This is a genomic window from Neobacillus sp. DFD-2R (assembly GCF_057747865.1).
The window spans coordinates 663,561-689,621 of the sequence record NZ_CM173228.1; the positions used below are offsets into that span (position 1 = coordinate 663,561).

The following is a 26,061-nucleotide window of genomic DNA, read 5'->3' on the forward strand; positions in this document are numbered from 1 at the left end:
GGATGCATTCAATTTTTGAATATATCGGAGGATGTATGGAACAACACTCATTTCAACTAATGGAAGCTATTAACAAAAATGCGTATTTGAATCAAAAGAAATTGGCGGAAATATGCGGCATTTCGATCGGGAAAGTCAATTATCTTATCCATGATTTAACGTTTGGAAATTATATTTATAATGAAAAAAAAGGTAGAAATATAAGCTATTATTTGACACAAAAGGGGATTGATTTTTTGCAGAGCGGAATCGAGGCTTTTCATGAAAAAAAGGTCAATATCCATCAAGAGCCATTAACGGAGGTTAAGCAGGCCGTCATTTTAGCAGCCGGCACTCGAAAGGATTTTACTAAACCTGCCGGATTGATGCCAATTGAGGACACCACCTTACTTAAAAGAAATATCGATATCCTCAAGGAAAATGGAATCGAGCATATTGTTATTGTCACCGGCTATCAGCGTGAAGCATTTCAGGAAGTTTCGGAATTTAGCCATTACCGGTTTGTTGAAAATCCTAAATATAAATGGACGGGTTCAATGGCGTCACTGGCACTTGCCCATGAACAAATCACTGAAGATTTCCTTTTGATTGAAGATGATATTTTAATTGAAGAACGGGCGATTAAGGAACTCCTTAGCCATCCGCAGCGCGATTGTGTCCTGATTGCCAATGAAAGCGGTTCAGGTGATGAAGCGTTTGTTGAAATTAAAAATGGCTACTTACATAAAATCTCGAAGGATATTCATCAATTTAATCATGTAGATGGTGAATTGATTGGCGTCAGCAAACTATCCTATGAAGTTTTTACAAAAATGGTTCATGAATTTCAAGAAAACAACAATAATCCCTATATGAACTATGAATATATGCTGTTGGATGTTTCCAGGCATTACAGCATTGCCTATCTGAAAATGCATAATCTTGTTTGGGGAGAAATTGATAGCAGGCAGCACTATGATACGATCATCAATAAAACGTTTCCGATTTTACAGCGAAAAGAAGCAGAATTTAGAGAGATTCAGATTAAAGGCTATTTAATGGAAGCTTTGGACCTTACATTAGAGGATATTCAGGAGATTCAGCCTTTTGGCGGCATGACCAATAAGAATTTTAAAGTGCTGGTCCATGACAAGGAGTACGTCTTAAGGATCCCCGGGAATGGAACCGAACAAATGATTAACCGCAAAGAAGAAAAGGTGAATTCGTCTCTTGCCAGTGAAATGGGTATTGATACGGAATTGATCTATTTTAATGAAGAAACCGGTGTGAAAATTGCTGAATTGATTCAGGATGCGGAAACATTGAATCCTAAAACGGCGAAAAGACAGGATTATATGAAGCTAACAACCGCCATTTTAAGGAAGCTCCACAATTCTGATGCGAAAATGGCCAATCGGTTTGATGTTTTTGAAAAAATCAATGACTATGAGCGTCTCATGAAGGAAGCAAATGGTCAACCGTATGAAGGATATGAAGACGTAAAAGCACAGGTATTGGCCTTGAAGGAAATATATCAGGGAATGAAGATCACGTTAACACCTTGCCATAATGATTTGGTTGCGGAGAATTTTGTGAAAAGCGGCAGCGGTAAAATCTACTTGATTGACTGGGAATATAGCGGCATGAATGACCCGATGTGGGATGTGGCGGCACATTCATTGGAGTGTGATTTTAGTCCGGAAGAAGAGGAATTATTTATAACGCTTTATTTAAATGAGCATCAAATCCCGCTGGAGATTCAACAAAGGGTGCTAATGAATAAAATTTACCAGGATTTCCTCTGGAGCATTTGGACGATTATTAAAGAGGCTGAAGGAGACGACTTTGGCACATACGGTATCGATCGGTTTAACAGAGCACGGAACAATTTAAACAATGATTTAATAATGGAGATGACGTATGAATATAAAAAATAAAGGGCTTATTTATGGGTTGATTTCCGGCTTAACTTGGGGTTTGGATACCGTCTTAATCGGAATGGTCTTAGCACATGCACTCTTTGTGTCGACCGATAAAGTTATTTTCCTTGCCCCGCTCGTTAGTACGTTTTTCCATGACTTGTTATCAAGTTTATGGATGATGGTGTACATGGCAATTAGAGGAGAGTTGAAAATCTCCTTTAAAAAAATAGCAACGCGGAGCGGACGATTCGTTATCTTAGGCGCTTTGCTGGGCGGACCGGTTGGGATGACCTTCTACGTTTTGGCTGTTAAGTACTTAGGTGCGTCATTATCTGCATCGATTTCAGCCGTGTACCCTGCGGTTGGGGCGTTCTTTGCCTTTCTCATCTTAAAGGATAAATTAACTTTAAAGAACTGGATTGGACTATTTATCAGTATTTTATTTATTTTCCTATTAGGGTTTGCAAGCGGCGAAACATCACCGAGCTTTGTCCTTGGATTTGTGTTTATCCTCATCTGTGTATTTGGCTGGGGAATGGAGTGTGTTATCCTGGCTTATGGAATGAAGAATGATGAAATCACACCTGAACAGGCACTGCAAATTCGCCAGGTCGTTTCAGCGGTTACCTATGGCGTATTGATTTTACCATTTTTCAAAGCCTATCCACTTGTAGGTGAAGTGTTAAAAAGCAGTGAAGTGTTCTTTATCGCCGTCATTGCCCTTTCAGGAACAGCTTCCTATGTCTATTATTACAAAGCCATTTACACCATTGGCCCAACTAGAGCAATGGCATTAAACATTACGTATGCGGCATGGGCTATCATTTTAAGCTTTGTGATTTTAGGTACTCCCATTACCGCTAAATTGATCTTTTTTAGTATTATGATCTTAGTAGGTTCCATCATTACGGTAGCGAACCAAGAAGAGTTGAAGTGGTTGAATATTAAAGGCAGGAGAAGAACAGCATAATGAAAGCAATTTTACTCGCAGCAGGAATGGGAACAAGATTACGTCCATTAACTCTAACAACACCTAAATCACTTGTTGAAGTAAATGGAAAACCTATGCTTGAGAGACAGGTCGAATATTTACAGGAAATTGGTGTTGACGACATTTATGTGGTGACAGGCTATTTAAAGGAAAAATTCGTGTACTTAAAAGAAAAGTACGGAGTTACCCTTATACACAATGATAAATATGATCAATACAATAATATTTATACCATGTATTTAGTAAGGGAATTCCTTCCTGATGCCTATGTGATTGATGCCGATGTATTCTTGAAAAATAATTTCCTTGTAAAAAATCCAAGGACATCCGGGTATTTCAGTGCAAGAAAGCCTGAATTTAAAGCGGAGTGGATGATTCGCTTTGATGAACAATTCAAGATTTATGATATCGAGGTCGGGGATGGCGAGAATGATTATATTCTCTGCGGCATATCCTACTGGTCGGAGTCTGACGGAACCAAGATTATAAAAAAACTTGAAGAGGCTGTAGCGGATGGTCAATTCAAAGACCTTTATTGGGATGATATTGTTAAGAATAATATTAAAGATCTTGATGTTTATTTATATGAAATTCATCCTGATGATAGTTATGAAATCGATTCTTTGGATGATTTGGAAAAAGTGAATCAATTACTAAACCAACGATAAAAACGAACCCCGGGGTTCGTTTTTTCTGTTTGGCTATGGTACTTTAGTAAATGAGAAAATAGGAAAAGGCTGTGATTTTGTTGAAATTAACAGGTATCCATCATATTGCCATCATTTGTTCGAACTATGAAAAATCAAAAGATTTTTATGTGAGCGTTTTAGGTTTCACTCCGATTCGGGAGGTTTATCGGGAGGAGCGTAATTCCTACAAGCTTGATTTGGCAGTTAACGGCAACTATCAAATTGAGCTGTTTTCTTTTCAACACCCACCTGAAAGGCCAAGCTATCCGGAAGCAGCAGGATTGCGCCATCTTGCGTTTGAGGTAGAAGATATCGAAGCGGCAATTGCTTATTTATCCTCCCGGCAAGTCAAGACAGAGCCGATTCGGGTCGATCCGTATACCAATAAGCGGTTCACATTTTTTGAAGACCCTGATCATCTCCCGATTGAATTTTATGAAAAATAGGATAGATTGCCTTTTGTTCAGCTAATAGGAAAGCCCTTCCGATCAGAAGGGCTTTATCTTCGTTATTTCACGCGAATTTTCGTTCCTGCATAAATCGTGTATTTATTATCAAGATTATTCCAAGCTTTCATTTGGTCTATCGTTGAGCCGAATTGTTTCGCTAATTTAGAAACTGTATCCCCGGTTTGCACTAGATGGTAGACGGGTTGTGGTGCTTTTGGCTGTGATTTTAAATTAGGATTATCATTCCCCCAGGAACCAATTTCATTTTGTTCCAGTTTAACTAGATCCACATTTATTCCGGCAAGCTGCTTTTCAATTTGATACTGAAAAATGTGATTGAAATTGCATTGGTGGCCACGGCTCCAAGCAACAGTCTGGAAAAAGTATTTTGCAGCATTTTGAGATTTTAAGAAAGTAAGCACAGAATAGGAGCCATATGCACCAACCTGATAGCCATTTAGATTGTCATGAACACCTTTAAAATAAGCTAAGATCTCATCAAAGTCGTTAGGCTGCGTATCATAATCAACGGTGAAATAAATAGCACTTCCTTTCGGTTGTCCTAACTCCGATGCATACTCTGCCCCTTCTAATGCATCTGCCTTTCCTTGGTTATAATTGAAGTAAGATACGTTGGTAGGATTTTTCTCAAATATACTAAAAATGGCTAACCCTGCAGCCTTAATAGCATCAGCCTCTGCCTTTTCAAGCCCTTTCCATGAATGGCCCAAATACCTCCCGACATGGGAAACACCTTGTATTACCAAGGCAGCTGCAGATGTTGAGTTTAATTTTGTTGCACAATCGATTGCATTCCTCATTTTAAATTCCCCTCCTTATAAACTATATACTGTAAAAGTACTAGAGTTGGTAGGCTTATATAATAGAATAAAATATTATTTTTTTTTAGCTTATAATGCTTCCTTTTTTAATTGACTTAGCTATTATTGAACCTGAAAAAAGTCGAAAAAGGTCAATTTTTGAAACAATTCTGTAATACTATTAAAAACTAACTGTAAATTAACACTATTAACTTTTATGAGATACTAGTATTAATAAAGAGAGACACGGGGGATAGCATGAAAAAGTTAATATTCAGTGGTTTACTATCATGTTCTTTGCTCTTAAGTGGAATAATTGGCGGACATAAGACAGAAGCAGCGTCTGTTGGGAAAGCGGTTTCAAATGTAGCCCTTAAATATGTCGGTGTTCCTTATCGATGGGGAGGAACGACACCAAGCGGGTTTGATTGCTCAGGTTTTGTGGATTATACATATAAGCAAGTCGGTGTTACATTACCACGTACGGCTGCAGATTTATATAATAAAGGACTGGCGGTTGCAAAAAGTAATTTAAAAGAGGGCGATTTAGTTTTCTTTAGCACCTATAAAGCAGGTCCTTCACACGTAGGTATTTATATTAGCAACAATCAGTTTGTTCACGCTTCCGATTCAGGCGTTAAGGTTGATTCCTTAACAAGTTCTTATTATAAAAACACGTATTATGGTTCCAAAAGAATAGATACAAGCTCTCCTAATGGCTGGATTCATTCAGCGGGCACTTGGTATTATTACGATCAAGGTAAAATGAAAAAAGGCTGGATTAAAGACGGCGGTAAATGGTATTTCTTAGGGACAGACGGCGGAATGATCACAGGCTGGTTAACATGGAATGGTGATCGCTATTATTTAGACCAAAGCGGTGCGATGGATACCGGTTGGGTTTTACTGGGCGGTAAATGGTATTTCTTTTATCCTGATGGTTCAATGGCAAAAAACACAAAAATCCAAGGATATGTTGTCGGCAGCGACGGAGTCTGGATTAAATAAAAATGAAAGAGCCGGTGATTTCCGCCGGCTCTTCATTTTGTGAATAAAATTTAAAAATTACCATACAGTTTTTGTCGATTTTTGTTTTTTAATATCGAAATTTAGTTTATAATTAAACGGGTTTGCTTTATTTCGATTTAAGAAATACTATCATTAATGTTTCGGTGATTATTCGTAATTCCGAACTTGCGAGGAGGTCAAAATGGTTCAACGCAGAATTAATAATGCGGTTTTATTAATCACATTAAATGGAATCATTGCTTTATTATTATTTACAGTCTATAAATATTTTTCGAGTTCATTCAGTATTGATACTGTTATTATTGCAATGGATGAGACCACGAAAAAATTTGCCCTTAGAATTTTATATATTTTCGTTCTCTTAATGTTAACTTCAAAAATTCAGCTCAGATTTATTGAAAAATTAGCAGAATCCTATCCATGGATTTTGAATCTAACAAAATATGCCTATATTATCATTTTGTCAGGAATTATGGCTTTAGTGACTAGCTATTATATGGAATATTTCCAGCTGCTAAAGAATACAACGGCAACCACTCAATGGGTAGTAGTCAATACACGAATCTACCTTTCGGGTGCCTTGTTCTTATTCTTTATTTATTTGTTGGTCTTTACATTGATTGGTAATATTTACATTAGTTCCATTATAACAGCTGTCTTTATTTTCGTCATTGGGTTTGCGCATTATAATAAATTAAATCTACGGGTCGAGCCTTTATATCCATCTGACTTTAGCCAGATAACACAGCTGAAAGATGTTATCCCAATGATTCGACAGTATCTTTCAATAAAAACTGCGGTGCTGATTGTCGCGGGGATTAGTATTTTTCTATATCTTGTGAAGTTTTTACCAAAAGCGAAGACTTCTCTCTGGATGAGGGGAGTTTTGCTCGTAGCCACGGCAGGAATGGTTTATTCATTTACTTTTTTCCCAACCACGTTTATGAAGTCGTTTGTTGAAAAAGAATCTAAAGTTTCAATAGTAAAATGGGACCAGCTTGAAAATTATAAGTACAATGGATTTATTTTCGGGTTTATTTCAAACTTGCAGAATGATGCCTTTCCAAAACCGGCAGGATATACGAAAGAGAATGTTTTGGCTATTGCAAAGAAATATCGGAATATGCCGGCAGAGCCTTCAACAGCAGCTAAAAATCAGCCGAAGAAGCCTAATATTGTTTATATCATGAGTGAAGCTTTTTGGGACCCTACAATGCTGACAAATGTCCAGTTTAGTGAGGATCCGATGAAGAATTTGAGAAAGCTAATGGGACAATATACCTCCGGTTATAATTTATCACCGTCCTTTGGTGGAGCAACTGCCAATGTGGAATTTGAGGCGGTAACCGGTTTCTCTAATTACTTTTTACGAGTTGGCTCACTGCCTTACCAGGATTTAATTGACAGAAAAAGTTTTATACCGACAATCGTAAGCGACCTGGAAGGACAAGGATATGCCTCATTGGCGATCCATCCATATAAAGGGGTATTTTACAAGCGGGATAAAGTTTACAAAACGTTTGGCTTTGATCAGTTTTTAGATATGGATAAAATGAAGCATAAGGAAATGTCCGGGTACTATATCTCTGATGAATCCTTATCAAAAGAAATTATAGATAATTTGAAACAACAGAAAAAACCGATGTTTATCCATGCTGTTTCAGTTCAAAATCATTTTCCTTATGTACCGAATCGTTATCCAAAAAATACGGTATCTGTTTCCGGGCTATCTCCTGATTCAAAGGAGTCATTAGAGGTGTATACTGAGGGAATTAAACAAGCAGATCAAGCGCTTCAGGATTTAGTAAACGAGCTCCAAAAACTCGATGAACCAACAATTGTCGTGTTCTGGGGGGACCATATGCCAATTCTTGGCCAAGATTTAGCGATTTATAAAGAGGCCAAATATGCGAATACGTCAAATAAAAACTTATATGAACAGGAATTCTCACAAACTCCTTTATTAATGTATTCCAATTTCCATATAGATAGAAAAGATCTACACGCGTTGAGCCCTGCTTATTTTGGACCAACCGTATTTGATATGGCAGGATTAAAAAAACCGCCGTTTTATAATCTGTTAGATAAGCTTAAAGCACAGCTCCCTGTTTTAAAAAATACCCTGCAAATGAATAGTTCGCAGGAATACGTCACTAATCATCTTACTAAGCAACAAAAGCAGCTGATAAGCGACTATCGAATGCTAGAGTATGATTTGTTGGTTGGTAATCAATATAGTAAAGATATTTTATTTAAAAAATAGGCTCTGTTAAAGCTCATTGTTGATATTGCTCACTATGTTGATTGGAGCGGAAGGCACGAGACTCCTCGAAAATGCTATCGCATTTTCTTCGTGCGGTGAATATTCGTGGAAGCTTATTCAATGTCCTGCGGGAAAAGCAGGTCAAGGGAGACCCCACAGGCTTAATGCTTGAGGAGGCTCCCGACCGCCCGCGGAAAGCGAGTGCCTGGAGCGGAAATCAACAGGCAAGTTTAACATAGCCAAAAAGTAAAAAGAGCCTTCAACCGCTCTTTTTTTGCTAATTAGTTTTCGGACCATAAAAAACCCCCATTGTTCAAATGGGGGTTGTGAATATGAAGGAGCGAAATTTGAACTTATTTATCAAATTTTGTATAATAAAATCATTTGAACAGGAACTTAAAATTGTTTTTCCATTAAAAGAAAGAAGGAACTTATCATGGTAAAAAATATACTCATAACCGGCGGAGCAGGATTCATTGGAAGCAGCCTCGCTTTGAAATTATTGAAAAAAGGATATAGTGTAACAGTTCTTGATAATTTATCTCCACAAATTCATGGAGAAGACGGTTCATCATCAGAATTATTCTTGAAAATCAGAGATAAGGTAAACTTTATTAAAGGCGATGTTATTAACAGTGATGACTGGAGAAAAGCACTAAAAGATCAAGATGTTGTTGTGCATTTAGCTGCTGAAACCGGTACCGGTCAATCGATGTATGAAATCAATAAATATATTGATGTTAATGTTAAAGGAACTTCTAATTTATTAGATATCTTAACCAATGAAGAACATCAAATTAAAAAAATTGTTGTAGCAGCTTCAAGGGCTATCTATGGTGAAGGCATGTATCATTGTTCCGAACACGGAACTGTTTTTCCTGTTGAACGAACAGATGAAGATATGAGCAAGGGCGATTTTGAAGTAAAATGTCCAATTTGCCGTCGTAATGTAGAATTGATGGCTACAACGGAAGAAACAAAAATTCATCCAACATCCATTTATGGGATTACAAAACAAATGCAGGAACAAATGTGTATGGTTGTTGGGAAATCATTGAATATTCCTGTCGTAGCATACCGCTATCAAAATGTTTACGGTCCCGGTCAATCATTGAAAAATCCATATACAGGAATTCTTTCGATTTTCTCAACCATTATTAAAAATAATAATAAAATTAACATCTTTGAAGATGGTAGAGAGTCAAGAGACTTTGTTTTTATTGATGATATTGTTGATGCAACTATTTTAGGAATTGAAAAAGAAGAAGCAAACTTTGAAAGTTTTAATGTTGGAACAGGCGTGTGTACAACTGTTGTAGAAGTAGCAAATGTCTTAAAAGAAAAATATCAATCAGATACTGAAATCGAAATTAGTGGAAACTACCGCTTAGGCGATATTAGGCATAACTTTGCAGATTTGACTAAAATTCATAAAAAACTTGGATTTACTCCTAAAGTAAGCTTTGAAGAAGGAATTAGTAAATTTGTAGAGTGGGTTAATCAACAAGAGGTCGTTGAGGATAATTATGCTAAATCAATTGATGAAATGAAGAAAAAAGGTTTGTATAAATAATGGAAGATCGTTTGAAAAATAAAAAGGTACTGTTCCTATGTCCTTTATTTTTTAATTATCACAAGAAATTAATGAAGGCTATGGAATCACTGGGAGCTGAAGTGGATTACTTTGATGAGCGCCCTTCTAATACAGTTCTTTCAAAAGCATTATTAAGAATCAATCGAAAATTTGTTACTGTGCAAATTAAAAAATATTATGAAGAAATTTCTTTGAAAATTAAAGATAAAAATTATGACTACATTTTTATTTGTCAGGCTGAAGCAACACCGAAATGGTTTTTAAAAGATGTAAGAAAGATGAATCCAAACGCTAGAATGGTGCTTATGCTATGGGATTCTGTTGCGAATAAAGTAAATACCTTAGAAAAATTGGAATTATTTGATGAAGTTTTTTCATTTGATAAAAAAGATTGTGATCAATTCGGACTAACTTTTAGACCATTATTTTTTGATAAAGAGTATGAACTGATTGCAAAAGAAGAGCCAACGTTAGTTTACGATTTATTTTTTGTCGGAACCGTGCATAGCGATCGTTATCGGATTTTAAAGGAAGTAAAACAACAATTTGAAAAGAACGATTTAAATGTATTTTACTTTTTGTATATCCCTAGCAAATTAATGTACTATCAAAGAAAGTTAATGACAAGTGATTTAAATGGCAGCCAAATAAATGAATTTTCATTTGTAGGCATGCCCAGCGATCAACTGGCAGCTAAATTAAAACAGTCTAAGGCTGTAGTCGATATTCAACATCCAAAACAAACAGGGCTGACAATGAGAACGATTGAAATGCTGGGTGCAAATAAAAAAATGATTACAACCAATACAGATATTCAAAATTATGATTTTTATCATCCAAATAATATCTGTATCGTAGACAGAGAAAAAGTGGAAGTGCCAACTGAATTTATGACCACGCCTTTTGTACCAGTTGATGAAAAGGTAAAAGATAGATACTCAATAAACTATTTTGTACTGGATTTATTGGGATTAACCGAAGAAAAAAAGCATAATTTTTATGTGGAAAATAGCGGTGGTGGAAGACGATGAAGGTTTCTGTAGCAATGGCCACTTATAATGGAGAGAAATATCTAAAACAACAAATAGATAGCATTCTCTCTCAATTAAGCAGTGAAGATGAATTGATTATATCTGATGATCATTCTTCGGATCAGACGCTTGTGATTATTGAAAAATATATGAAAGAAGATCCCCGGGTGAAGTTATTTATGAATGAAGAATCAGGGGTTACTTCCAATTTTGAGAATGCAATTAAGCGTACCAAAAATGATATTATCTTTTTAAGTGATCAGGACGATGTGTGGAAGCCTGAAAAAGTCGAAACGGTAAAATCCTACTATGAAAAAAATCCCGGGGTTCAAATGATTATGTCTGATATTACCGTGGTAGATAATGAACTTAAGCCGACCATCGATTCATTTTATGAATTTAGAGGAAGCCGTTCAGGTGTCATTAAAAATATAATTAAAAATAGTTATATTGGTTGTGCAATGTCTTTTAGAAAAGAATTAAAGCCGCGAATTTTGCCAATACCAAGAAACGTCCCGATGCATGATATGTGGATTGGTTTAGTAGCTGACATGAATAAAGCGGCGTTACTGATACCGGAAAAATTGATTTATTATCGGAGACACGATGCCACAGTTACGAGTGTCGAGAATACTTCTTCGATAAAGGAAAAAATTCTTTGGAGATTTCAAATTTCAAGCTTACTTTTTAAATCACTGTTAAAAAATAGATAGTAAAAAAAGTATGTTTTTCAATATGAAAAACATACTTTTTTTGATTAATAACCTTTATTGTTGTTCGTTGTGTACGTGTGTTTTAATGTGTTACGGTGATGGGTACTATTGGTAGTACTCGCAGTAGTCCGATTACTGCTACTATCATCCGATTGAGTACCTGTGTAAATTTCGGCTACGGTCTCTGATGGCAATCCAAGTGATTGGCGCATTTCATCTGATAGGGTTTGTCTTTCTTGATCGTCAACGCCAAAGTAATAAATGCCGTTGATTTTTTCATTTTCACCGTTAATTTCCAGTTTATCAATTTTTTTAGCAGCAGCTTTATAGGAAGACTGGATTCCAACCATGTCATTTAATGTTAAGTTGGTTTCAATGTTATTTTCTAATGCTTTAAGAATGGTATCGTAATTGGTTAAAGTTGAAATTGATTTACCCTTTTCGATAATTTTTTGAATAACTTCCCTTTGTCTTTCTTGGCGTCCAAAGTCACCTCTCGGGTCCTGGTGTCTCATGCGGGCATACTCAAGTGCTTGCAGACCGTTTAGATGCTGTGGACCTGTTTTAAGAGTAACTCCATCTAACTCAAAGGCATATTTATTATCTACATTAATTCCGCCTACTGCGTTGACGATATCTTTAAAGCCTTGCATGTTTACTTTGATATAGTAATCAATTGGAACATTTAAGAAATTCTCGACAGTATCAATGCTTTCCTCGATTCCGCCATAAGCATACGCGGCGTTAATTTTATCAATCCGATCCTTGCTTGGATTCTTTTGGTTAATTAATTTTGTTCGTGTATCACGAGGAATACTTAATAGTTTAGTAGTTTTTGTTTTCGGATTAATCGTGATGACGATCATTGAATCTGTACGACCGCTGTCTCCCTCACGTTCGTCAACACCAACCATTAGAATAGAGATGGGATCCAAATGATTAAATTCCACCTTTGAACTCCGCTTGGAAGAAATATCACGTGATAGCGGTTTATTCATTTTATCAATGGCACTGGCCACATCATTGTAAATATTATAAAAGTAAGCTCCCGCACCAATTAATAAAATCAGCAGGGCAAAAAGCGTTATTCGTATCCAACGCGGCTTCTTCTTGGTTATCTTCTTTCTATTTAATCTAGTATTATCCATATATAGTTCCCTTCTTTAAAGGTAATAAACTTGTTAAAAGACAATCATAAGCAAAATTATAATATTTTCCGTATAGAAGTTCAACTGGAAATAAAAAAATTCCGCCATGAAAGTACAATTTTTGACAGGAGTCTGCTATAATTTATTTTTGTTAAGTTAAGAGATTATGGTGAACATTGTTTTTTGTATTTTTTTAGTTTTCCATTTTATGATGGAATGATGGAAACGATATTTTGATAAACAAATCGAATAGCAGTATTTGAACTATAGGAAGGTGTGGTGGCTTCTAATGATAAAAGGAAAAAATATAGATGAGCTTATGAATGAAAGAAAGAATAATTTTGATATAATTAGATTTCTTGCAGCAACACTCGTCATTTTTTCTCATGCGTATCCATTGACAGGAAACGCCGGTTCAGAGCCTTTTGGAATCCTTTCAAATGGTCTAATGAGTTTTGGAGGATTGGCTGTTAAAGTGTTTTTTGTTATAAGCGGCTTTTTAATTACTCAAAGCTTTGATCGTTCAAAGGATGTCATTCAATATTCAAAAGCAAGAATTTTAAGGATATTCCCAGCGTTAATCGTTGTTGTTTTATTATCGGTGTTTATTCTGGGCCCTATTTTTACAGAACTAAGCTTGAAAAATTATTTCTCAGACCCTAAAACAATTGATTATTTTAAAACGTTAACATTGTATAAAATGCAATACTATTTACCGGGTGTATTCCAATCAACTCCTAATAAAGCTATTAATGGTTCTCTCTGGACCTTGTGGTTTGAATTTTTCTTTTATATCGTGGTTGCCTTTTTAGGAGTGACAAAGCTTCTAAATAAAAAAATCGTTGTTACCGGTTTCATCTTAGCTACAATTCTGTTTTATCTGGGAAGAGGGAACTTTTATACAGATCTGTTCCGTTATTTTAGTGCAGGAATGCTTTTTTATCTGTTAAGAAAAAATATTATCCATAATGGTTGGATTGCCTTAGTTTCATTTATTGTTTTAGCCTTAACCATCAAAACATCCTATTTCAATTATACGCTAACCATTTTTGGTTCCTATATTATTTTTTATTTATCGTTTCACAAAAAGTTGAAGTTCTATAATTTTGGCAAATACGGGGACTTTTCCTATGGTCTTTATATTTATGCCTTTCCCGTCCAAGAAATGATTGTCTTCATTAGTCACAATCATCTTTCTCCATTGGAGAACTTTCTTTTAGCATTTCCAATCACCTTGGTATTTGCTGTTTTATCATGGCGCTTAGTTGAAAGAAATGCGCTTAAATTAAAGAAGGTTTCAATAATGACTAAAAAAAATTCTTTAGATAAAAACTACCAATTATTCAAATAATAATAAAATCCCAAGTGAAGTGTAGTGGAATTTAGGGATTTTAAAGGTTCATAATGTTGATACTCTTGGTAAGGTATTAGGAGAGGGAAATTAATGAAAAAGTTTGAAAAAATATTATTGACTTTGTTTTTTATTGAATTATTCGTCGGAGGCGGAGGAAGATTAATCGATTTTCACGTTGTTTCAATTCGCCAAGTCTTGTTCCTGCTCCTTTTAGTAGCATATATAGTTCGAATCATTAAGGAAAAAGCGATCTTTAATAAAGAAATTAATACTTTCATTCGCGTTAACCCCGTAACCATTGGGATATATATGATCCTTGGTTGGTTTGTGATCAGCAGCTTAATCGGCGTGCTACACCACCACCCGGTTGGCGTGGTGGTTCAAGATGTTTTTAGAGTATGTTTTTTTGTACTTTACTTTCCGCTGGCCTATTATATTTCAAAAGACAGATTCCCGGTTCAAAGAATTATTACCATATTGAAATATAGCGCATTAACGGTAGCGATTTTTACGATTGTTGTTTCTTTGTTAGGTAAAACCGTTTTTAGCGGTAATAGCTTTCCATCCTTTTATAACTTTATGAACTGGCTAATGAACGATGATTTATTTTTTAGGCCAAGTAACAGTGTTTTTTACAAAAGTCATTTTTACGTGTTAGTGGGGCTTATCCTATGTCTTAATGATTTATTAAATAAGAATTTCAGAAAAATTGACATTGCCGTTGTAATCCTGGGTTCGATATCACTAATATGGTCAGAAACAAGGGGATTTTTACTTGCGTTTATGCTTAGTATTTTGTTCATTATAGTACTGGATGCAAAAGTCATTGTAGACCCAATCAAAGGATTAACAAAGAAGCTCCAAAAATTAATACAATCCAAACAATTTATTAAAAAATTTGTAATCTTAATTTTGGTGATGGTTGCTGTACCGATTTTGTATCAAAATATGACGTTGGAACGATTTGGTCAAACAACAGGTTACCATTCAACCACAAATATTAAAGGCCATAAGCACAAGAAAAAAACCGTAGAAGTAAATGATGTTAGCGTGAATACCAGAATGGAATTCATTGCTGATTCAAAGAGAATCTTAAGTAATCCGACGAATCTCGTCTTTGGCTCCGGCTATGGCACAACGATCGCCGGAAGAATAAACGGAATCGAAATGAGCTTCCTTGACATTTTAGTTGAGCAAGGGTTAATTGGTTTTGGAACGTGGCTGTTCTTATTTTTTATTTTCTATTACAATTTTTATGCAGCTTATAAGAACGGTCATAAGCCTTCTCCTTTGGATATTTCGTTTTTGGCGGTCTTTATGGGGATATTATTATTAACAAATATAAATCCATTTATTAATAATCCAATTGGTATCGGCTTTTTCTTAATTCTGCTTGTGATTTCACAAAATAAGAAGCAATTAAGCCTGAATGAGGAATTCAAATGAAAATAACAATGGTTGTTGTTTTATTTAATCAAAAGCCCGAAGAAAGTAAAACATTCATTACCTTAAAACAAACTTTGTTTGCTAAAAAGGAAGGCTTAAGAGACATAGAGTTAATTTTGTATGATAATAGTCCGGAAAAACAAGCATTTTCTCCTCTCGATTATGAGGGGGTACATATCACATATGTCCATGATTCACGAAATTTAGGGATTGCAACGGCCTATAATCATGCTTGGACAATTGCAAAGGAAAATGGCAGCCGGTGGCTTCTCCTATTAGACCACGATACGGAATTAACGGATGAGTACGTAAATAAAGTAGTAAACCTTCCTGAGTTTGCCAATGACGTTGCAGCGGTTGTACCGAAAATAAATAGTGAAAATACGATGATTTCTCCCGTCTATAGCGACTCTCTTCGTCCATTAACAGAGGAGAGACCTGTAGAAGGGCTGCAGGAGAAGCCGGTAATGGCAATTAATTCGGGTTCATTAATCCGAACTGATTTTTTAAATAAAATCGACGGATTTAATGAGAACTTTTCTTTAGACTATCTTGACCATTGGTTGTTTTTTGAGATTTATGAACACGGCTGTAAGGTTTGGCTGCTCGATACAGAGCTGGAGCATGAATTGTCCGTAATGGACTATAGCAGAGTATCCTTGAAACGCTACCAAAGCATTTTAGACTCGGAACTGAGTTTTTACCAAAATTATAAAAGAGACCTGTATCGGCCTTATCGAATTCAGTTGGCAAAACGGTTTTTAAAGCAGGTTTTAACGGTAAAAAACAAGAAAATTGCCATTTATACACTAAAACGGCTGTTTACAATGTAAGAGGAGTTTAAATTTTTGTATTGTTTTTGTTGTTTTTTAGGTCAAAATAGTTAAAACCGATATTACTTTTTTGTTACATTTTCATGAGTGTTATTCATTTTTAAGGTACCTTCACTATAATAATGAAGGAGCATCGTGACAATTTTTGTAGAATTATTTTGAAAGTAGAGGAGTTGGCTAGAATGAAAGGTATTATACTTGCAGGTGGCAGCGGCACAAGACTTTATCCGTTAACAAAGGTCGTTTCCAAACAATTATTGCCGGTTTATGATAAACCAATGATTTATTACCCATTATCCGTTCTGATGTTAGCCGGGATTAAGGATATTTTGATTATTTCAACACCTGAAGATACTGCCCGCTTTGAACAGAGCTTAGGTGATGGATCAGATTTAGGTATGAACTTTACATATAAAATTCAGCCCCAACCGGGCGGCTTAGCCCAGGCCTTTATCTTAGGCGAAGAGTTTATCGGCGATGATAATGTAGCCCTTGTGCTTGGAGATAATATTTTCTATGGTCATGGTTTAACAGATCTTCTGCGTAAAGCAGCGTCCCGGCCAACAGGAGCAACGGTTTTCGGTTATTATGTAAATGATCCGGAACGCTTCGGTGTTGTTGAGTTTGATGACAACAATAAAGCAGTATCGATCGAAGAGAAGCCGGAAGTTCCTAAATCAAATTATGCCGTAACAGGCCTTTATTTTTACGATAATCGTGTTGTCAATATCGCGAAAAGCATTCAGCCTTCGCCGCGCGGTGAGCTTGAAATTACCGATATTAATAAAGCCTATCTTGAAATGGGCGAGCTAAACGTAGAACTACTTGGCCGTGGCTATGCGTGGCTTGACACCGGAACCCATGCATCGTTACTGGAAGCTTCTCAATTCATTGAAACTGTTGAAAAACGACAATCCTTAAAAATTGCTTGTCTTGAAGAGATTGCTTACAAAATGGGTTATATTACAAAAGAGAAGCTGATTGAGCTTGCTGAGCCTTTAAAGAAGAATCAATATGGACAATATTTAATTAAGATTGCAAACCAAGAAAGTATCCTTAAGTGAGGTTAAGAACATGAACTTGATTGAGACAAAATTATCCGGCGTGAAAATTTTAGAACCGAAAGTATTTGGTGATCACCGCGGATACTTTATGGAAAGCTATAATAAAGATTTATTCGGGCAATTAGGTTTACATTATGACTTTGTCCAGGACAACCAGTCATTATCGGCATCTGTCGGTACGTTAAGAGGCTTGCATTTTCAGTTGAACCCGAAAGCTCAAACGAAAGTCGTACGCTGCGTAACAGGAGCAATTTATGACGTTGCCGTCGACATTCGCAAAGGGTCACCAACTTACGGGCAATGGGTCGGCGTGATTTTAAGCGAACACAATAAACGCCAGCTTTTAGTTCCTAAAGGATTTGCCCACGGTTTTTGCACATTGGTGCCTGACACCACTGTTGCTTATAAGGTTGATGAATATTATTCACCTGAGCATGACGGCGGTATCCTTTGGAATGACCCGGATCTCGGTATTGATTGGCCAACGGCTAATCCCATTCTTTCAGATAAAGATACAAAACACCCTACATTAAGTGAAGCAACCAATCTTAATTTTGTTTTTGAAAAATAGGAGGCAGTATTAATGAAATTATTAATTACTGGCGGCGCCGGTTTCATCGGCAGCAACTTCGTCCGCTATATGGTAAATAAATATCCGCAATACAACATAGTCAATTTAGATTTATTAACGTATGCAGGAAATCTTGAGAACTTAAAGGACATTGAAAATGCGCCAAACTATAAGTTCGTCCGCGGTGATATTGCTGACCGCGAATTTATTAACGGCCTGTTCCGGGAAGAGAAGTTTGATTATGTATTAAACTTTGCTGCTGAGTCTCATGTTGACCGCAGTATTACTGACCCGGGTATTTTTGTGCAAACGAATATCCAAGGAACACTTGCACTGCTTGATGCAGCAAAAACGTTGGGTGTTACAAAATATCTTCAAGTATCAACTGATGAAGTATATGGTACCCTTGGCGAAACCGGCTATTTTACAGAAGAAACACCGCTTGCTGCCAACAGTCCGTATAGTGCCAGTAAAGCAGGTGCAGACATGCTTGTCCGTGCCTATCATGAAACTTTCGGACTTCCGGTCAATATTACACGTTGTTCCAATAACTATGGGCCATTCCACTTCCCGGAAAAGCTTATCCCATTAATGATTATTAATGCTTTAAATGATAAAGAACTGCCAATTTACGGTGACGGGCTTAATATCCGTGACTGGCTTCATGTTGAAGACCATTGCCAGGCAATCGACCTTGTTCTTCATCAGGGACGTAATGGTGAAGTGTATAATGTCGGCGGTAATAACGAACGGACCAATATCGAAATCGTTAAAACCATTCTAAAGCATCTTGGTAAGCCTGAATCATTAATGAAATTTGTTAAAGACCGTCCCGGTCACGACCGCCGTTATGCGATTGATGCAACGAAATTGCGCACTGAGCTTGGCTGGTCGCCAAAATATAATTTTGACACAGGTATTGAACAGACTATTAATTGGTATTTAAATAATCGTGAATGGTGGGAAAACATCATTTCCGGCGAGTATCAGGAATATGTAAAATCCCAATATGGCGACAGATAGGGGTAGAGTGATGAAGGTTGTTGTAACAGGTGCTGCCGGCCAATTAGGCCAAGATGTCGTGTTGGAATTGGGCCGTAAAAACCATGAAGCCATTGGTGCGGACCGGGGAAAAATGGATATTACGAATGAACAGGATGTAATAGCATTTATCCAAGCCGTAAAGCCGGATGTTATTTTACATTGTGCTGCTTATACAAATGTCGATGCGGCAGAGGAAAATGAAGATGCTGCCTATAAGGTTAATGCTTTAGGCACAGAGTATCTTGCCAAAGCGGCAAAACAGGTTGGAGCAAAGATGCTCCACATTAGTACGGACTATGTGTTTGATGGTACGGCGACTGAGCCTTACGAGGTGAATGAAGCCACCAAACCTATTGGTGCTTACGGAAGAACGAAATTAGCCGGTGAAGAATTGCTTCAAAAGCATTTAGAGCAATTCTTTATCGTTCGTACTGCTTGGGTGTTTGGTGTTCATGGCCAAAACTTTGTGAAAACAATGCTTCGCCTTGGCGAAGAACGCGGTGAAGTGGGAGTTGTTCATGACCAAGTCGGTTCACCAACCTATACCGTTGATTTAGCAAGGTTTATGGTTGAATTAATGGAAACTGAGAAATATGGTATTTATCACGCGACAAACAGCGGTGTTTGTTCCTGGTATGAGTTTGCCGTTGAAATCTTCAAGCAGGCAGGCTTGAAGGTAACGGTTAATCCATTAACAACTGAACAATTCCCTCGTCCGGCTGCCCGTCCGAAATATTCTGTTTTGAGCAAAGAAAAAATCTTAGAGCAAGGCTTAACACCGCTTCGTGACTGGAAAGAAGCACTTGCTGCTTATTTAGAGGAAGCAAAAAGATAGGAGGATGACTCAGGAACAAGGGCCAGACCCCTCAACCACAAGATCCGGTAAAAGTGCACCTGTTGGGCACTACTACTGTGATACCAAGAGGGGGCAGGCCCTTTTGAGTCATTCTCTTTTTCTATAGGCTATGTTAAAGCTCATTGTTGATTTAGCTCACTATGTTAATTGGAGCGGAAGGCGCGAGACTCCTGCGGGAGAAGCAGGTCAAGGGAGACCCCGCAGGCGCAAAGCGAGTGCCTGGAGCGGAAATCAACAGGCAAGTTTAACAGAGCCTTTCTATAAAAAGAAAATAGCGTCATCTAGGGGGAAGAATTTAGGATGAGCACGACATTTGAAAAAGTGAAGTCTTACTTTCGAAACAGGAAGGTCTATAAGACACTTAAATCGAATCCCATTTTAGCAAAAATTAATCAGCATTATCGAAACCAAGCGGAAGCTCAGAAAAGGGAATCTGTGCATACATTCGGACTGGAAAGTCTCGTTCAAGCGAAAAAGGCCTTCCAAGAAATAAACCGGGAATTTTGGCTTGATTATGGAACTTTGCTCGGTGCGGTACGCGAGAAGGACTTTATTGGTCATGATGCAGATATAGATTTAGGTACTTTTTTTATGGGGAATGAAAATGCAAAAAAATTCGAAGCAGCGATGAAAAATCGCGGCTTTGAAAAATTGCGTGAGTTTTGGCTGGATGAAAAAATAATCGAAGAGACCTACCTTTTTAATGGTGTGAATCTGGATATTTACTACTATTTTCCCGGTGAGGCTAAGGATACGGTCAATTGTTTTGCCGAGGAAGAAGGGGAGCATACCTTTTATCAAAAATTGCCTGAATATACGGTTGTAACGGGGCTTTCTGTCAAAAAAATAACCTCGACCTTTACGGGTATTAAGTGGATTGATTTCAAAGGTGAACAGTTCCCAATCCCGGAAAGCTATGATCAATATTTGCAGGATAATTACGGTCCAACCTATATGACTAAAGACGAAAACTGGGATTGGACAAAGTTAGATATAGAGATACTCCCTTACCGAGATAATGCAAGAGCTATTTTGTACAATAAATAAGCATCATATTTTACGAACCAGAAGGGTTTTTTATGAAAAAATCATTATTTAAAAATATTATTTATAAGGTTTTATTAAATGTTTTTAATCTAATCCTTCCGATTTTAGTTGGACCGTATGTGAACAGGGTATTAGGGTCGTATTCCATTGGTAAAGTCCAATTTGGGGAAACTATTTATACCTATTTCCTCATTTTTGCTACCTTTGGTGTTTATCAATATGGCTTACGCGAAATGAGCCGGATCAGGGAAGATAAGCAAAAGGTTAGACAGCTCTTTACAAGCCTTTATACCATTAGCACGGTAACGGGTGTAACAGCCCTGCTTTGTTACCTTGCATTTACTTATTTTAAATATTCAGGCACGGCCTATTACCCGATATTAATGATCTATGCCTTAAATTTTATTTGCAACATTTTCTACGTGGAATGGGTTAATGAAGCAATGGAGAACTATGACTTTATTACCATTAAAACCATTATTGTCCGTATTATATATGTTGTTCTCATCTTTATCTTTGTTAAAAGTGTAAAGGATTACCAGCACTATGCAATACTGTTGGTTTTAGCGATGTTTCTAAATAATGTTATCAGTTTTGTATTCATTAAAAGAAAAGTGCAGTTTGACTTTAAAAATATTCGTATTAAAGAACATTTAAAGCCAATGTTTCTTGTTGTCATATTTTCAAATGCAAGTGTTCTATATACGCAGCTGGATCGTTATATGCTAGGCGATTATCTGAATTCGAAAGCCGAATCCTTTTATGTTATCCCGCAACAAATAATGGGAATTATTAATACGCTGATGCTGAGTGTTGTTCAGGTAACGATTCCAAGACTATCCAATATATTGGGCTCAAACGATGAAAAGTCATATATGACCCTGCTAAATAATATTTCGAAGGTGTATTTTGCCTTTTTATTCCCTGCTTCCATCGGAATGTATATTCTCTCTGATGTAGCGGTATTTATTTATGGCGGGAAAGGTTTTCTTCCGGCAATCCCGGCGCTAAGCATGTTTTCCTTTTATATGATCGTAATCGGCATCGACTCCATTTTTGCTAATCAGATTATTTATGTGAAAAAGAAAGAACATATCTTGGTTAGACTCATTTTTCTTTGCGGGATCATTAATCTTATTTTTAAAATTATATTAGTAAAGCTGGGATGGTTAACGCCAAGAAATGCTATTTTAACAACAACGATTGCTAATTTCCTGTTAATTTTATTAGAATACGGTTATATCCGCCGTTTCTTAAAGGTCGATTATCGTTTGTTCAATTTTGGCAAATTAAAGTATTTAGTGTATGCCCTTTTGTTTATTCCCGTTTCCTATGGGATCAGGCATTTTCTTTCCGGCCCCATTCCATTGTTTATTGGGATTGTCTCGGTAAATTCAATCCTGTACGGGTTAATTTTAATTGTAACAAAAGATTTTGTTCTGCAAATGCTTTTAGGTAAACTTAAAACCCGGTTCGGACGTGCATAATATAGCTAATTGTCCTTAGTGGAGACTAAATTAGCCTCTGTTTTTGTAGGAAACAGGGGCCATTTTTATAGTAGAAGGTCATAACGGAAAATTTAACTTCGAAGGATATACTGTGTTTTCTTTTAAGATTAGTGAAACTTTTCTTGAAGCCATACGTCAATAATAATGGAACATAATTCGACGTTAAACGGGAATTAGAGGTGTTGCCTGTGAGGAATTTGTCAATTTTATGAATTTTCTCCGGGCAGAAAAAATGCCTCGCTATTGATGGAATGTCAATAAATATCATGATTTTCGGCAATCCGGAACACATTTAGTTTTTCAAAATGGGAAATAGTTGTAGAAAAAGATAGTTTATTTCTACAATCGTCTATGCTATAATCCATTAGGAAAGTTTGTCACAAAGATTCATTGATTCATATAAAACCAAAAAACCAAAAAAATATCCAGTTAAGAAATATTAGGATAAGTTACCATGGAGGGGCTTATGTTTTATCTAACTCTAGTCATCTGTTTTTTTGCGGCAATACTCCTCACCCCGTTAGTTAAAAAACTAGCTTTTAAAATTGGAGCTACAGATAAACCGAACCATCGTAAGGTTCACGTGAAAATAATGCCTAGATTAGGCGGCTTGGCGATATTTTTAAGTTTTATTATCGGGATCTTAATCGTAAAGCCCAATGGTGGGTACGAGTACCATCTTCCAATCGTTATCGGAAGCATAATTATCATCCTGACTGGTATGTTTGATGATGTTAAGGAAATTTCGCCAAAATTAAAATTAGCCGGTCAAGTTGCTGCAGCGGCCATTGTCGTTATTTGGGGTAATTTGAATATTGATTTTATTAAACTCCCTTTTGGCGGTCAAATTAATTTTGGATTCTTGAGCATTCCCTTTACAATGATTTGGATTATTGGGATCACCAATGCAATAAACTTAATTGATGGTTTAGATGGATTAGCTGGCGGTGTTTCAACAATTGCCTTATTATCAATCGCGGGAATGTCCTACATCCAAGGGAACGTCTATGTTACTGCTATCGCATTAATTGTCGCTGCGAGTACGTCTGGCTTCCTTCTATATAATTTCCATCCTGCTAAGATTTTTATGGGAGATACAGGAGCTCTATTCTTAGGTTATATCATTGGCGTCTTATCGCTTTTAGGTTATAAAAACGTAACCTTTATATCGCTAATTATCCCTGTCATAATTCTTGGGGTACCGATTTCAGATACATTCTTTGCGATTATTCGCCGCTTGGTGAACAAGCAGCCGTTATCGGCGCCTGACAAATCACATCTTCACCACTGCTTGCTCAGAACCGGGTTCTCGCACCAACAAACCGTCCTCCTTATTTATGCTATGAGCACAGTGTTCGGTCTTGTTGCGTTCATCTTCTCACAAGCAACTGTTTGGGGTTCAATGATTGTAATTTTAACACTATTAATCGTGATTGAAATCATTGTTGAAAAAATCGGCTTAATTCGTGAAGATTATCAACCGCTCTTGAAGTTCATGAGGGGTATCAAGCCTATTAATATGAAAAACAATAATTAATAGAATAATAGAAAGCCTATGGAATGCTATCTTCCATGGGCTTTTTTTGTCCTATATATTATTGTTTCATCTGAAAAAAATTATGTAAGAATTAAAAAAAATTTTTTAAAAAAATATCCGATTTTTACTACTAATTATTTGTTTTCGTTTTGATTTTAATGGACATGATACTATCGAGGAGGAGTTTTATGATTTATCTTACCTTGATCGTATGTTTTGCCGTTTCCATTCTCATAACTCCACTTATAAAAAAATTAGCCTTCTTAATTGGTGCAACGGACCGGCCAAATAAGCGCAAAGTCCACCAATCCATCATGCCGCGGCTTGGAGGATTAGCGATTTTTATTAGCTTTATTATAGGCATCTTGATAGAACAGCCTGAAAACCCTTCCTCATTGGCAATTTTGCTTGGAAGTCTCATTATTGTTATAACAGGCTTTTGTGATGATCTGTTTGAATTGCCTGCAAAATATAAGCTATTTGGCCAATTAGCCGCTGCATTAACGGTCGTTTTTTTAGGTGACCTCCAAGTGGTTTTTATTAATTTGCCCTTTGGGGGACAGTTGGAATTCGGTTTCTTAAGTATCCCCTTTACCATACTATGGATTGTCGGGATTACAAACGCCATTAATTTAATTGATGGTCTGGATGGCCTTGCCGCAGGGGTGTCCTCAATTGCATTAATAACCATCTCGGGAATGGCCATCATCCAGGGGAATCTTTACGTGGTTATGGTAGGGTCAATTGTTTTGGCGAGTTCGCTGGGCTTTTTGATCTATAATTTTCATCCCGCCAGTATCTTTATGGGCGATACCGGAGCATTGTTTTTAGGGTTTATCATTTCCGTCCTCTCATTACTTGGATATAAAAATGTAACCTTTATTTCGTTTATCATTCCGGTAATCATCCTCGGCGTACCTATTTCAGATACGATTTTTGCCATTCTCCGCAGAATTATTAACAAACAGCCTTTGTCAGCACCGGATAAATCCCATCTGCATCACTGTATGCTCCGACTTGGATTTTCCCACCGTCAAACGGTTTTATTGATTTATGCAATGGCAGCTTTTTTTGGACTGGTAGCGGTGATTTATTCGCAGGCCAGAATCGGGGGAGCTTTTTTCTTAATCGGTTTGTTAATTCTGATCATGGAATTTATTGCTGAAAAAATTGGTCTGATGGGCAAAGACTTTCACCCTTTATTAAAAATCATGCGAATACTGAAAATTAATACTGTTAAAAACAGATTATAAAAAGGGACTCCATTAGAGCCCCTTTTTGCTTATTCAATATCCTCTTCCAAATAAACAGCTTCGCCTTTTTGAATCGTACACTGTCCATTTGTTTGCTCGACCATCCATTCAGTAAACGATGAAGCTTGGTTTTCATCAACATAGGCTTCTATCTCAACGATATCCAAATAATGAATATCTTTAATTTTAAAGGCAGAGGCCCGCAGCTCTCTTTCAATTTTTCCCAGCCAGGTATAATCAATTTTCACATGCATGATATTCACGAGCCTTCGTTCGACAATCCCGATTGCATCGAGCCCTTCTGTGGTGGATTTCCCATAAGCACGAATCAGCCCGCCTGCCCCTAATTTAATCCCGCCGAAGTAGCGTGTAATGACGACTACCGTATCCTTCAGGTTTCTTTTTTTTAACACCTCAAGGATCGGAACTCCTGCAGTTCCGCTGGGCTCTCCGTCATCATTCGCTTTTTGAATTTGGTCATGTTCTCCGATAAGGTAAGCGGAGCAATTATGTGTGGCATTCCAATGCTTCTTCTTAATCATTTGGATAAATTCCTGTGCCTCATTTTCTGTTTCTGCTCGCTTGATTTGAGCAATAAAACGGGATTTTTGGATCGAAATTTCATGCTCTCCATAATCTTTTACTGTAATGTATCGCGTTCGCAATGGTTTCACCTTCCAGCCGAATCAGATTTCTCTTTTATCTAGTATTTGTCATTTTCTAAAATATTGATGTAATATAACTTTAATATGACAGTAAAATTCGCATGTTATAATAAGACATATTTGTAAGTTTAAAACGCTATTTTTTTTCAAATGAGTGTAGTTTAATAGTGAATAAGGTACAGAATTAGTATTTCTATTATACTACTTTTTACCGAATTTTGAGAGATTAGCCTTTATTTTAGCTGACAGATTAG

Annotated in this window: 24 protein-coding genes; 21 read left to right on the forward strand and 3 right to left on the reverse strand. The window is 36.7% G+C overall.

Features of this window, described 5'->3' with window-relative positions:
- Positions 1 to 35 precede the first annotated feature (35 nt).
- From AC3ANV_RS03170 to gloA2, 4 genes are all read left to right on the forward strand, one after another.
- Positions 36 to 1,916: an NTP transferase domain-containing protein gene (locus AC3ANV_RS03170; protein WP_488312237.1), complete on the forward strand. Its 1,881-nt coding sequence runs from the start codon at positions 36 to 38 to the stop codon at positions 1,914 to 1,916.
- Positions 1,900 to 2,871, forward strand: a complete 972-nt coding sequence (locus AC3ANV_RS03175) for a DMT family transporter (protein WP_488312238.1) — start codon at positions 1,900 to 1,902, stop codon at positions 2,869 to 2,871. Before AC3ANV_RS03170 ends, AC3ANV_RS03175 begins: the two co-directional genes overlap by 17 nt.
- Positions 2,871 to 3,560: an NTP transferase domain-containing protein gene (locus AC3ANV_RS03180; protein WP_488312239.1), complete on the forward strand. Its 690-nt coding sequence runs from the start codon at positions 2,871 to 2,873 to the stop codon at positions 3,558 to 3,560. Before AC3ANV_RS03175 ends, AC3ANV_RS03180 begins: the two co-directional genes overlap by 1 nt.
- An 80-nt stretch (positions 3,561 to 3,640) precedes the next feature.
- Entirely contained in the window at positions 3,641 to 4,027 is a 387-nt protein-coding gene (gloA2, locus tag AC3ANV_RS03185) for an SMU1112c/YaeR family gloxylase I-like metalloprotein (RefSeq protein ID WP_488314116.1), read from the forward strand.
- A gap of 62 nt (positions 4,028 to 4,089) precedes the next feature.
- Here the strand turns inward: gloA2 and AC3ANV_RS03190 are convergent, their stop codons facing one another.
- Positions 4,090 to 4,851 (reverse strand): glycoside hydrolase domain-containing protein, encoded by a 762-nt coding sequence (locus tag AC3ANV_RS03190; protein WP_488312240.1) that lies wholly within the window; start codon positions 4,849 to 4,851, stop codon positions 4,090 to 4,092.
- Between the two features lie 258 nt (positions 4,852 to 5,109).
- Between AC3ANV_RS03190 and AC3ANV_RS03195 the strand changes: the two genes are divergently transcribed.
- The 6 genes from AC3ANV_RS03195 to AC3ANV_RS03220 all read left to right on the forward strand — a co-directional run bounded on the left by AC3ANV_RS03195 (position 5,110) and on the right by AC3ANV_RS03220 (position 11,481).
- Complete coding sequence (locus tag AC3ANV_RS03195) at positions 5,110 to 5,859, forward strand: C40 family peptidase (RefSeq protein WP_488312241.1); 750 nt, start codon at positions 5,110 to 5,112, stop codon at positions 5,857 to 5,859.
- Between the two features lie 202 nt (positions 5,860 to 6,061).
- Positions 6,062 to 8,143: an LTA synthase family protein gene (locus AC3ANV_RS03200; protein ID WP_488312242.1), complete on the forward strand. Its 2,082-nt coding sequence runs from the start codon at positions 6,062 to 6,064 to the stop codon at positions 8,141 to 8,143.
- A gap of 71 nt (positions 8,144 to 8,214) precedes the next feature.
- Positions 8,215 to 8,382, forward strand: a complete 168-nt coding sequence (locus AC3ANV_RS03205; RefSeq protein ID WP_488312243.1) for a hypothetical protein — start codon at positions 8,215 to 8,217, stop codon at positions 8,380 to 8,382.
- Positions 8,383 to 8,579: 197 nt separating this feature from the next.
- Entirely contained in the window at positions 8,580 to 9,716 is a 1,137-nt protein-coding gene (locus AC3ANV_RS03210) for an SDR family NAD(P)-dependent oxidoreductase (RefSeq protein ID WP_488312244.1), read from the forward strand.
- Positions 9,716 to 10,768 carry a WaaS/CpsH family glycosyltransferase gene (locus AC3ANV_RS03215; protein WP_488312245.1) on the forward strand — a complete coding sequence of 351 codons (1,053 nt, stop codon included), beginning with the start codon at positions 9,716 to 9,718 and terminating at the stop codon, positions 10,766 to 10,768. The genes AC3ANV_RS03210 and AC3ANV_RS03215 overlap by 1 nt, the downstream gene beginning before the upstream one ends.
- Positions 10,765 to 11,481, forward strand: coding sequence for a glycosyltransferase family 2 protein (locus AC3ANV_RS03220; protein WP_488312246.1), 717 nt, complete (start codon positions 10,765 to 10,767; stop codon positions 11,479 to 11,481). Before AC3ANV_RS03215 ends, AC3ANV_RS03220 begins: the two co-directional genes overlap by 4 nt.
- A 44-nt stretch (positions 11,482 to 11,525) precedes the next feature.
- Here the strand turns inward: AC3ANV_RS03220 and AC3ANV_RS03225 are convergent, their stop codons facing one another.
- A complete protein-coding gene (locus AC3ANV_RS03225) occupies positions 11,526 to 12,629 on the reverse strand; it encodes an LCP family glycopolymer transferase (RefSeq protein ID WP_488312247.1) in 1,104 nt (367 codons plus the stop codon).
- A 289-nt stretch (positions 12,630 to 12,918) separates the two neighbouring features.
- Between AC3ANV_RS03225 and AC3ANV_RS03230 the strand changes: the two genes are divergently transcribed.
- The 11 genes from AC3ANV_RS03230 to AC3ANV_RS03280 all read left to right on the forward strand — a co-directional run bounded on the left by AC3ANV_RS03230 (position 12,919) and on the right by AC3ANV_RS03280 (position 25,142).
- Positions 12,919 to 13,980, forward strand: a complete 1,062-nt coding sequence (locus AC3ANV_RS03230; protein ID WP_488312248.1) for an acyltransferase family protein — start codon at positions 12,919 to 12,921, stop codon at positions 13,978 to 13,980.
- 93 nt (positions 13,981 to 14,073) lie between these two features.
- Positions 14,074 to 15,429 carry an O-antigen ligase family protein gene (locus AC3ANV_RS03235; RefSeq protein ID WP_488312249.1) on the forward strand — a complete coding sequence of 452 codons (1,356 nt, stop codon included), beginning with the start codon at positions 14,074 to 14,076 and terminating at the stop codon, positions 15,427 to 15,429.
- The gene (locus AC3ANV_RS03240; protein WP_488312250.1) at positions 15,426 to 16,262 is read left to right on the forward strand and encodes a glycosyltransferase; all 837 of its coding nucleotides are present in this window, start codon (positions 15,426 to 15,428) and stop codon (positions 16,260 to 16,262) included. The genes AC3ANV_RS03235 and AC3ANV_RS03240 overlap by 4 nt, the downstream gene beginning before the upstream one ends.
- A gap of 182 nt (positions 16,263 to 16,444) precedes the next feature.
- Positions 16,445 to 17,326, forward strand: coding sequence for a glucose-1-phosphate thymidylyltransferase RfbA (rfbA, locus tag AC3ANV_RS03245; RefSeq protein ID WP_488312251.1), 882 nt, complete (start codon positions 16,445 to 16,447; stop codon positions 17,324 to 17,326).
- A gap of 10 nt (positions 17,327 to 17,336) precedes the next feature.
- Complete coding sequence (gene rfbC / locus AC3ANV_RS03250; RefSeq protein WP_488312252.1) at positions 17,337 to 17,897, forward strand: dTDP-4-dehydrorhamnose 3,5-epimerase; 561 nt, start codon at positions 17,337 to 17,339, stop codon at positions 17,895 to 17,897.
- Positions 17,898 to 17,909: 12 nt separating this feature from the next.
- Positions 17,910 to 18,920: a dTDP-glucose 4,6-dehydratase gene (gene rfbB / locus AC3ANV_RS03255; RefSeq protein ID WP_488312253.1), complete on the forward strand. Its 1,011-nt coding sequence runs from the start codon at positions 17,910 to 17,912 to the stop codon at positions 18,918 to 18,920.
- Between the two features lie 10 nt (positions 18,921 to 18,930).
- Positions 18,931 to 19,776 (forward strand): dTDP-4-dehydrorhamnose reductase, encoded by an 846-nt coding sequence (rfbD, locus tag AC3ANV_RS03260; protein ID WP_488312254.1) that lies wholly within the window; start codon positions 18,931 to 18,933, stop codon positions 19,774 to 19,776.
- Between the two features lie 321 nt (positions 19,777 to 20,097).
- A complete protein-coding gene (locus AC3ANV_RS03265; protein ID WP_488312255.1) occupies positions 20,098 to 20,844 on the forward strand; it encodes a LicD family protein in 747 nt (248 codons plus the stop codon).
- Positions 20,845 to 20,876: 32 nt separating this feature from the next.
- Entirely contained in the window at positions 20,877 to 22,331 is a 1,455-nt protein-coding gene (locus AC3ANV_RS03270; RefSeq protein ID WP_488312256.1) for an oligosaccharide flippase family protein, read from the forward strand.
- 487 nt (positions 22,332 to 22,818) lie between these two features.
- Positions 22,819 to 23,889, forward strand: coding sequence for a glycosyltransferase family 4 protein (locus AC3ANV_RS03275; RefSeq protein WP_488312257.1), 1,071 nt, complete (start codon positions 22,819 to 22,821; stop codon positions 23,887 to 23,889).
- A 188-nt stretch (positions 23,890 to 24,077) separates the two neighbouring features.
- The gene (locus AC3ANV_RS03280) at positions 24,078 to 25,142 is read left to right on the forward strand and encodes a glycosyltransferase family 4 protein (protein WP_488312258.1); all 1,065 of its coding nucleotides are present in this window, start codon (positions 24,078 to 24,080) and stop codon (positions 25,140 to 25,142) included.
- Positions 25,143 to 25,171: 29 nt separating this feature from the next.
- Here the strand turns inward: AC3ANV_RS03280 and AC3ANV_RS03285 are convergent, their stop codons facing one another.
- Positions 25,172 to 25,807 carry a YigZ family protein gene (locus AC3ANV_RS03285; protein ID WP_488312259.1) on the reverse strand — a complete coding sequence of 212 codons (636 nt, stop codon included), beginning with the start codon at positions 25,805 to 25,807 and terminating at the stop codon, positions 25,172 to 25,174.
- Between the last annotated feature and the right edge of the window lie 254 nt (positions 25,808 to 26,061).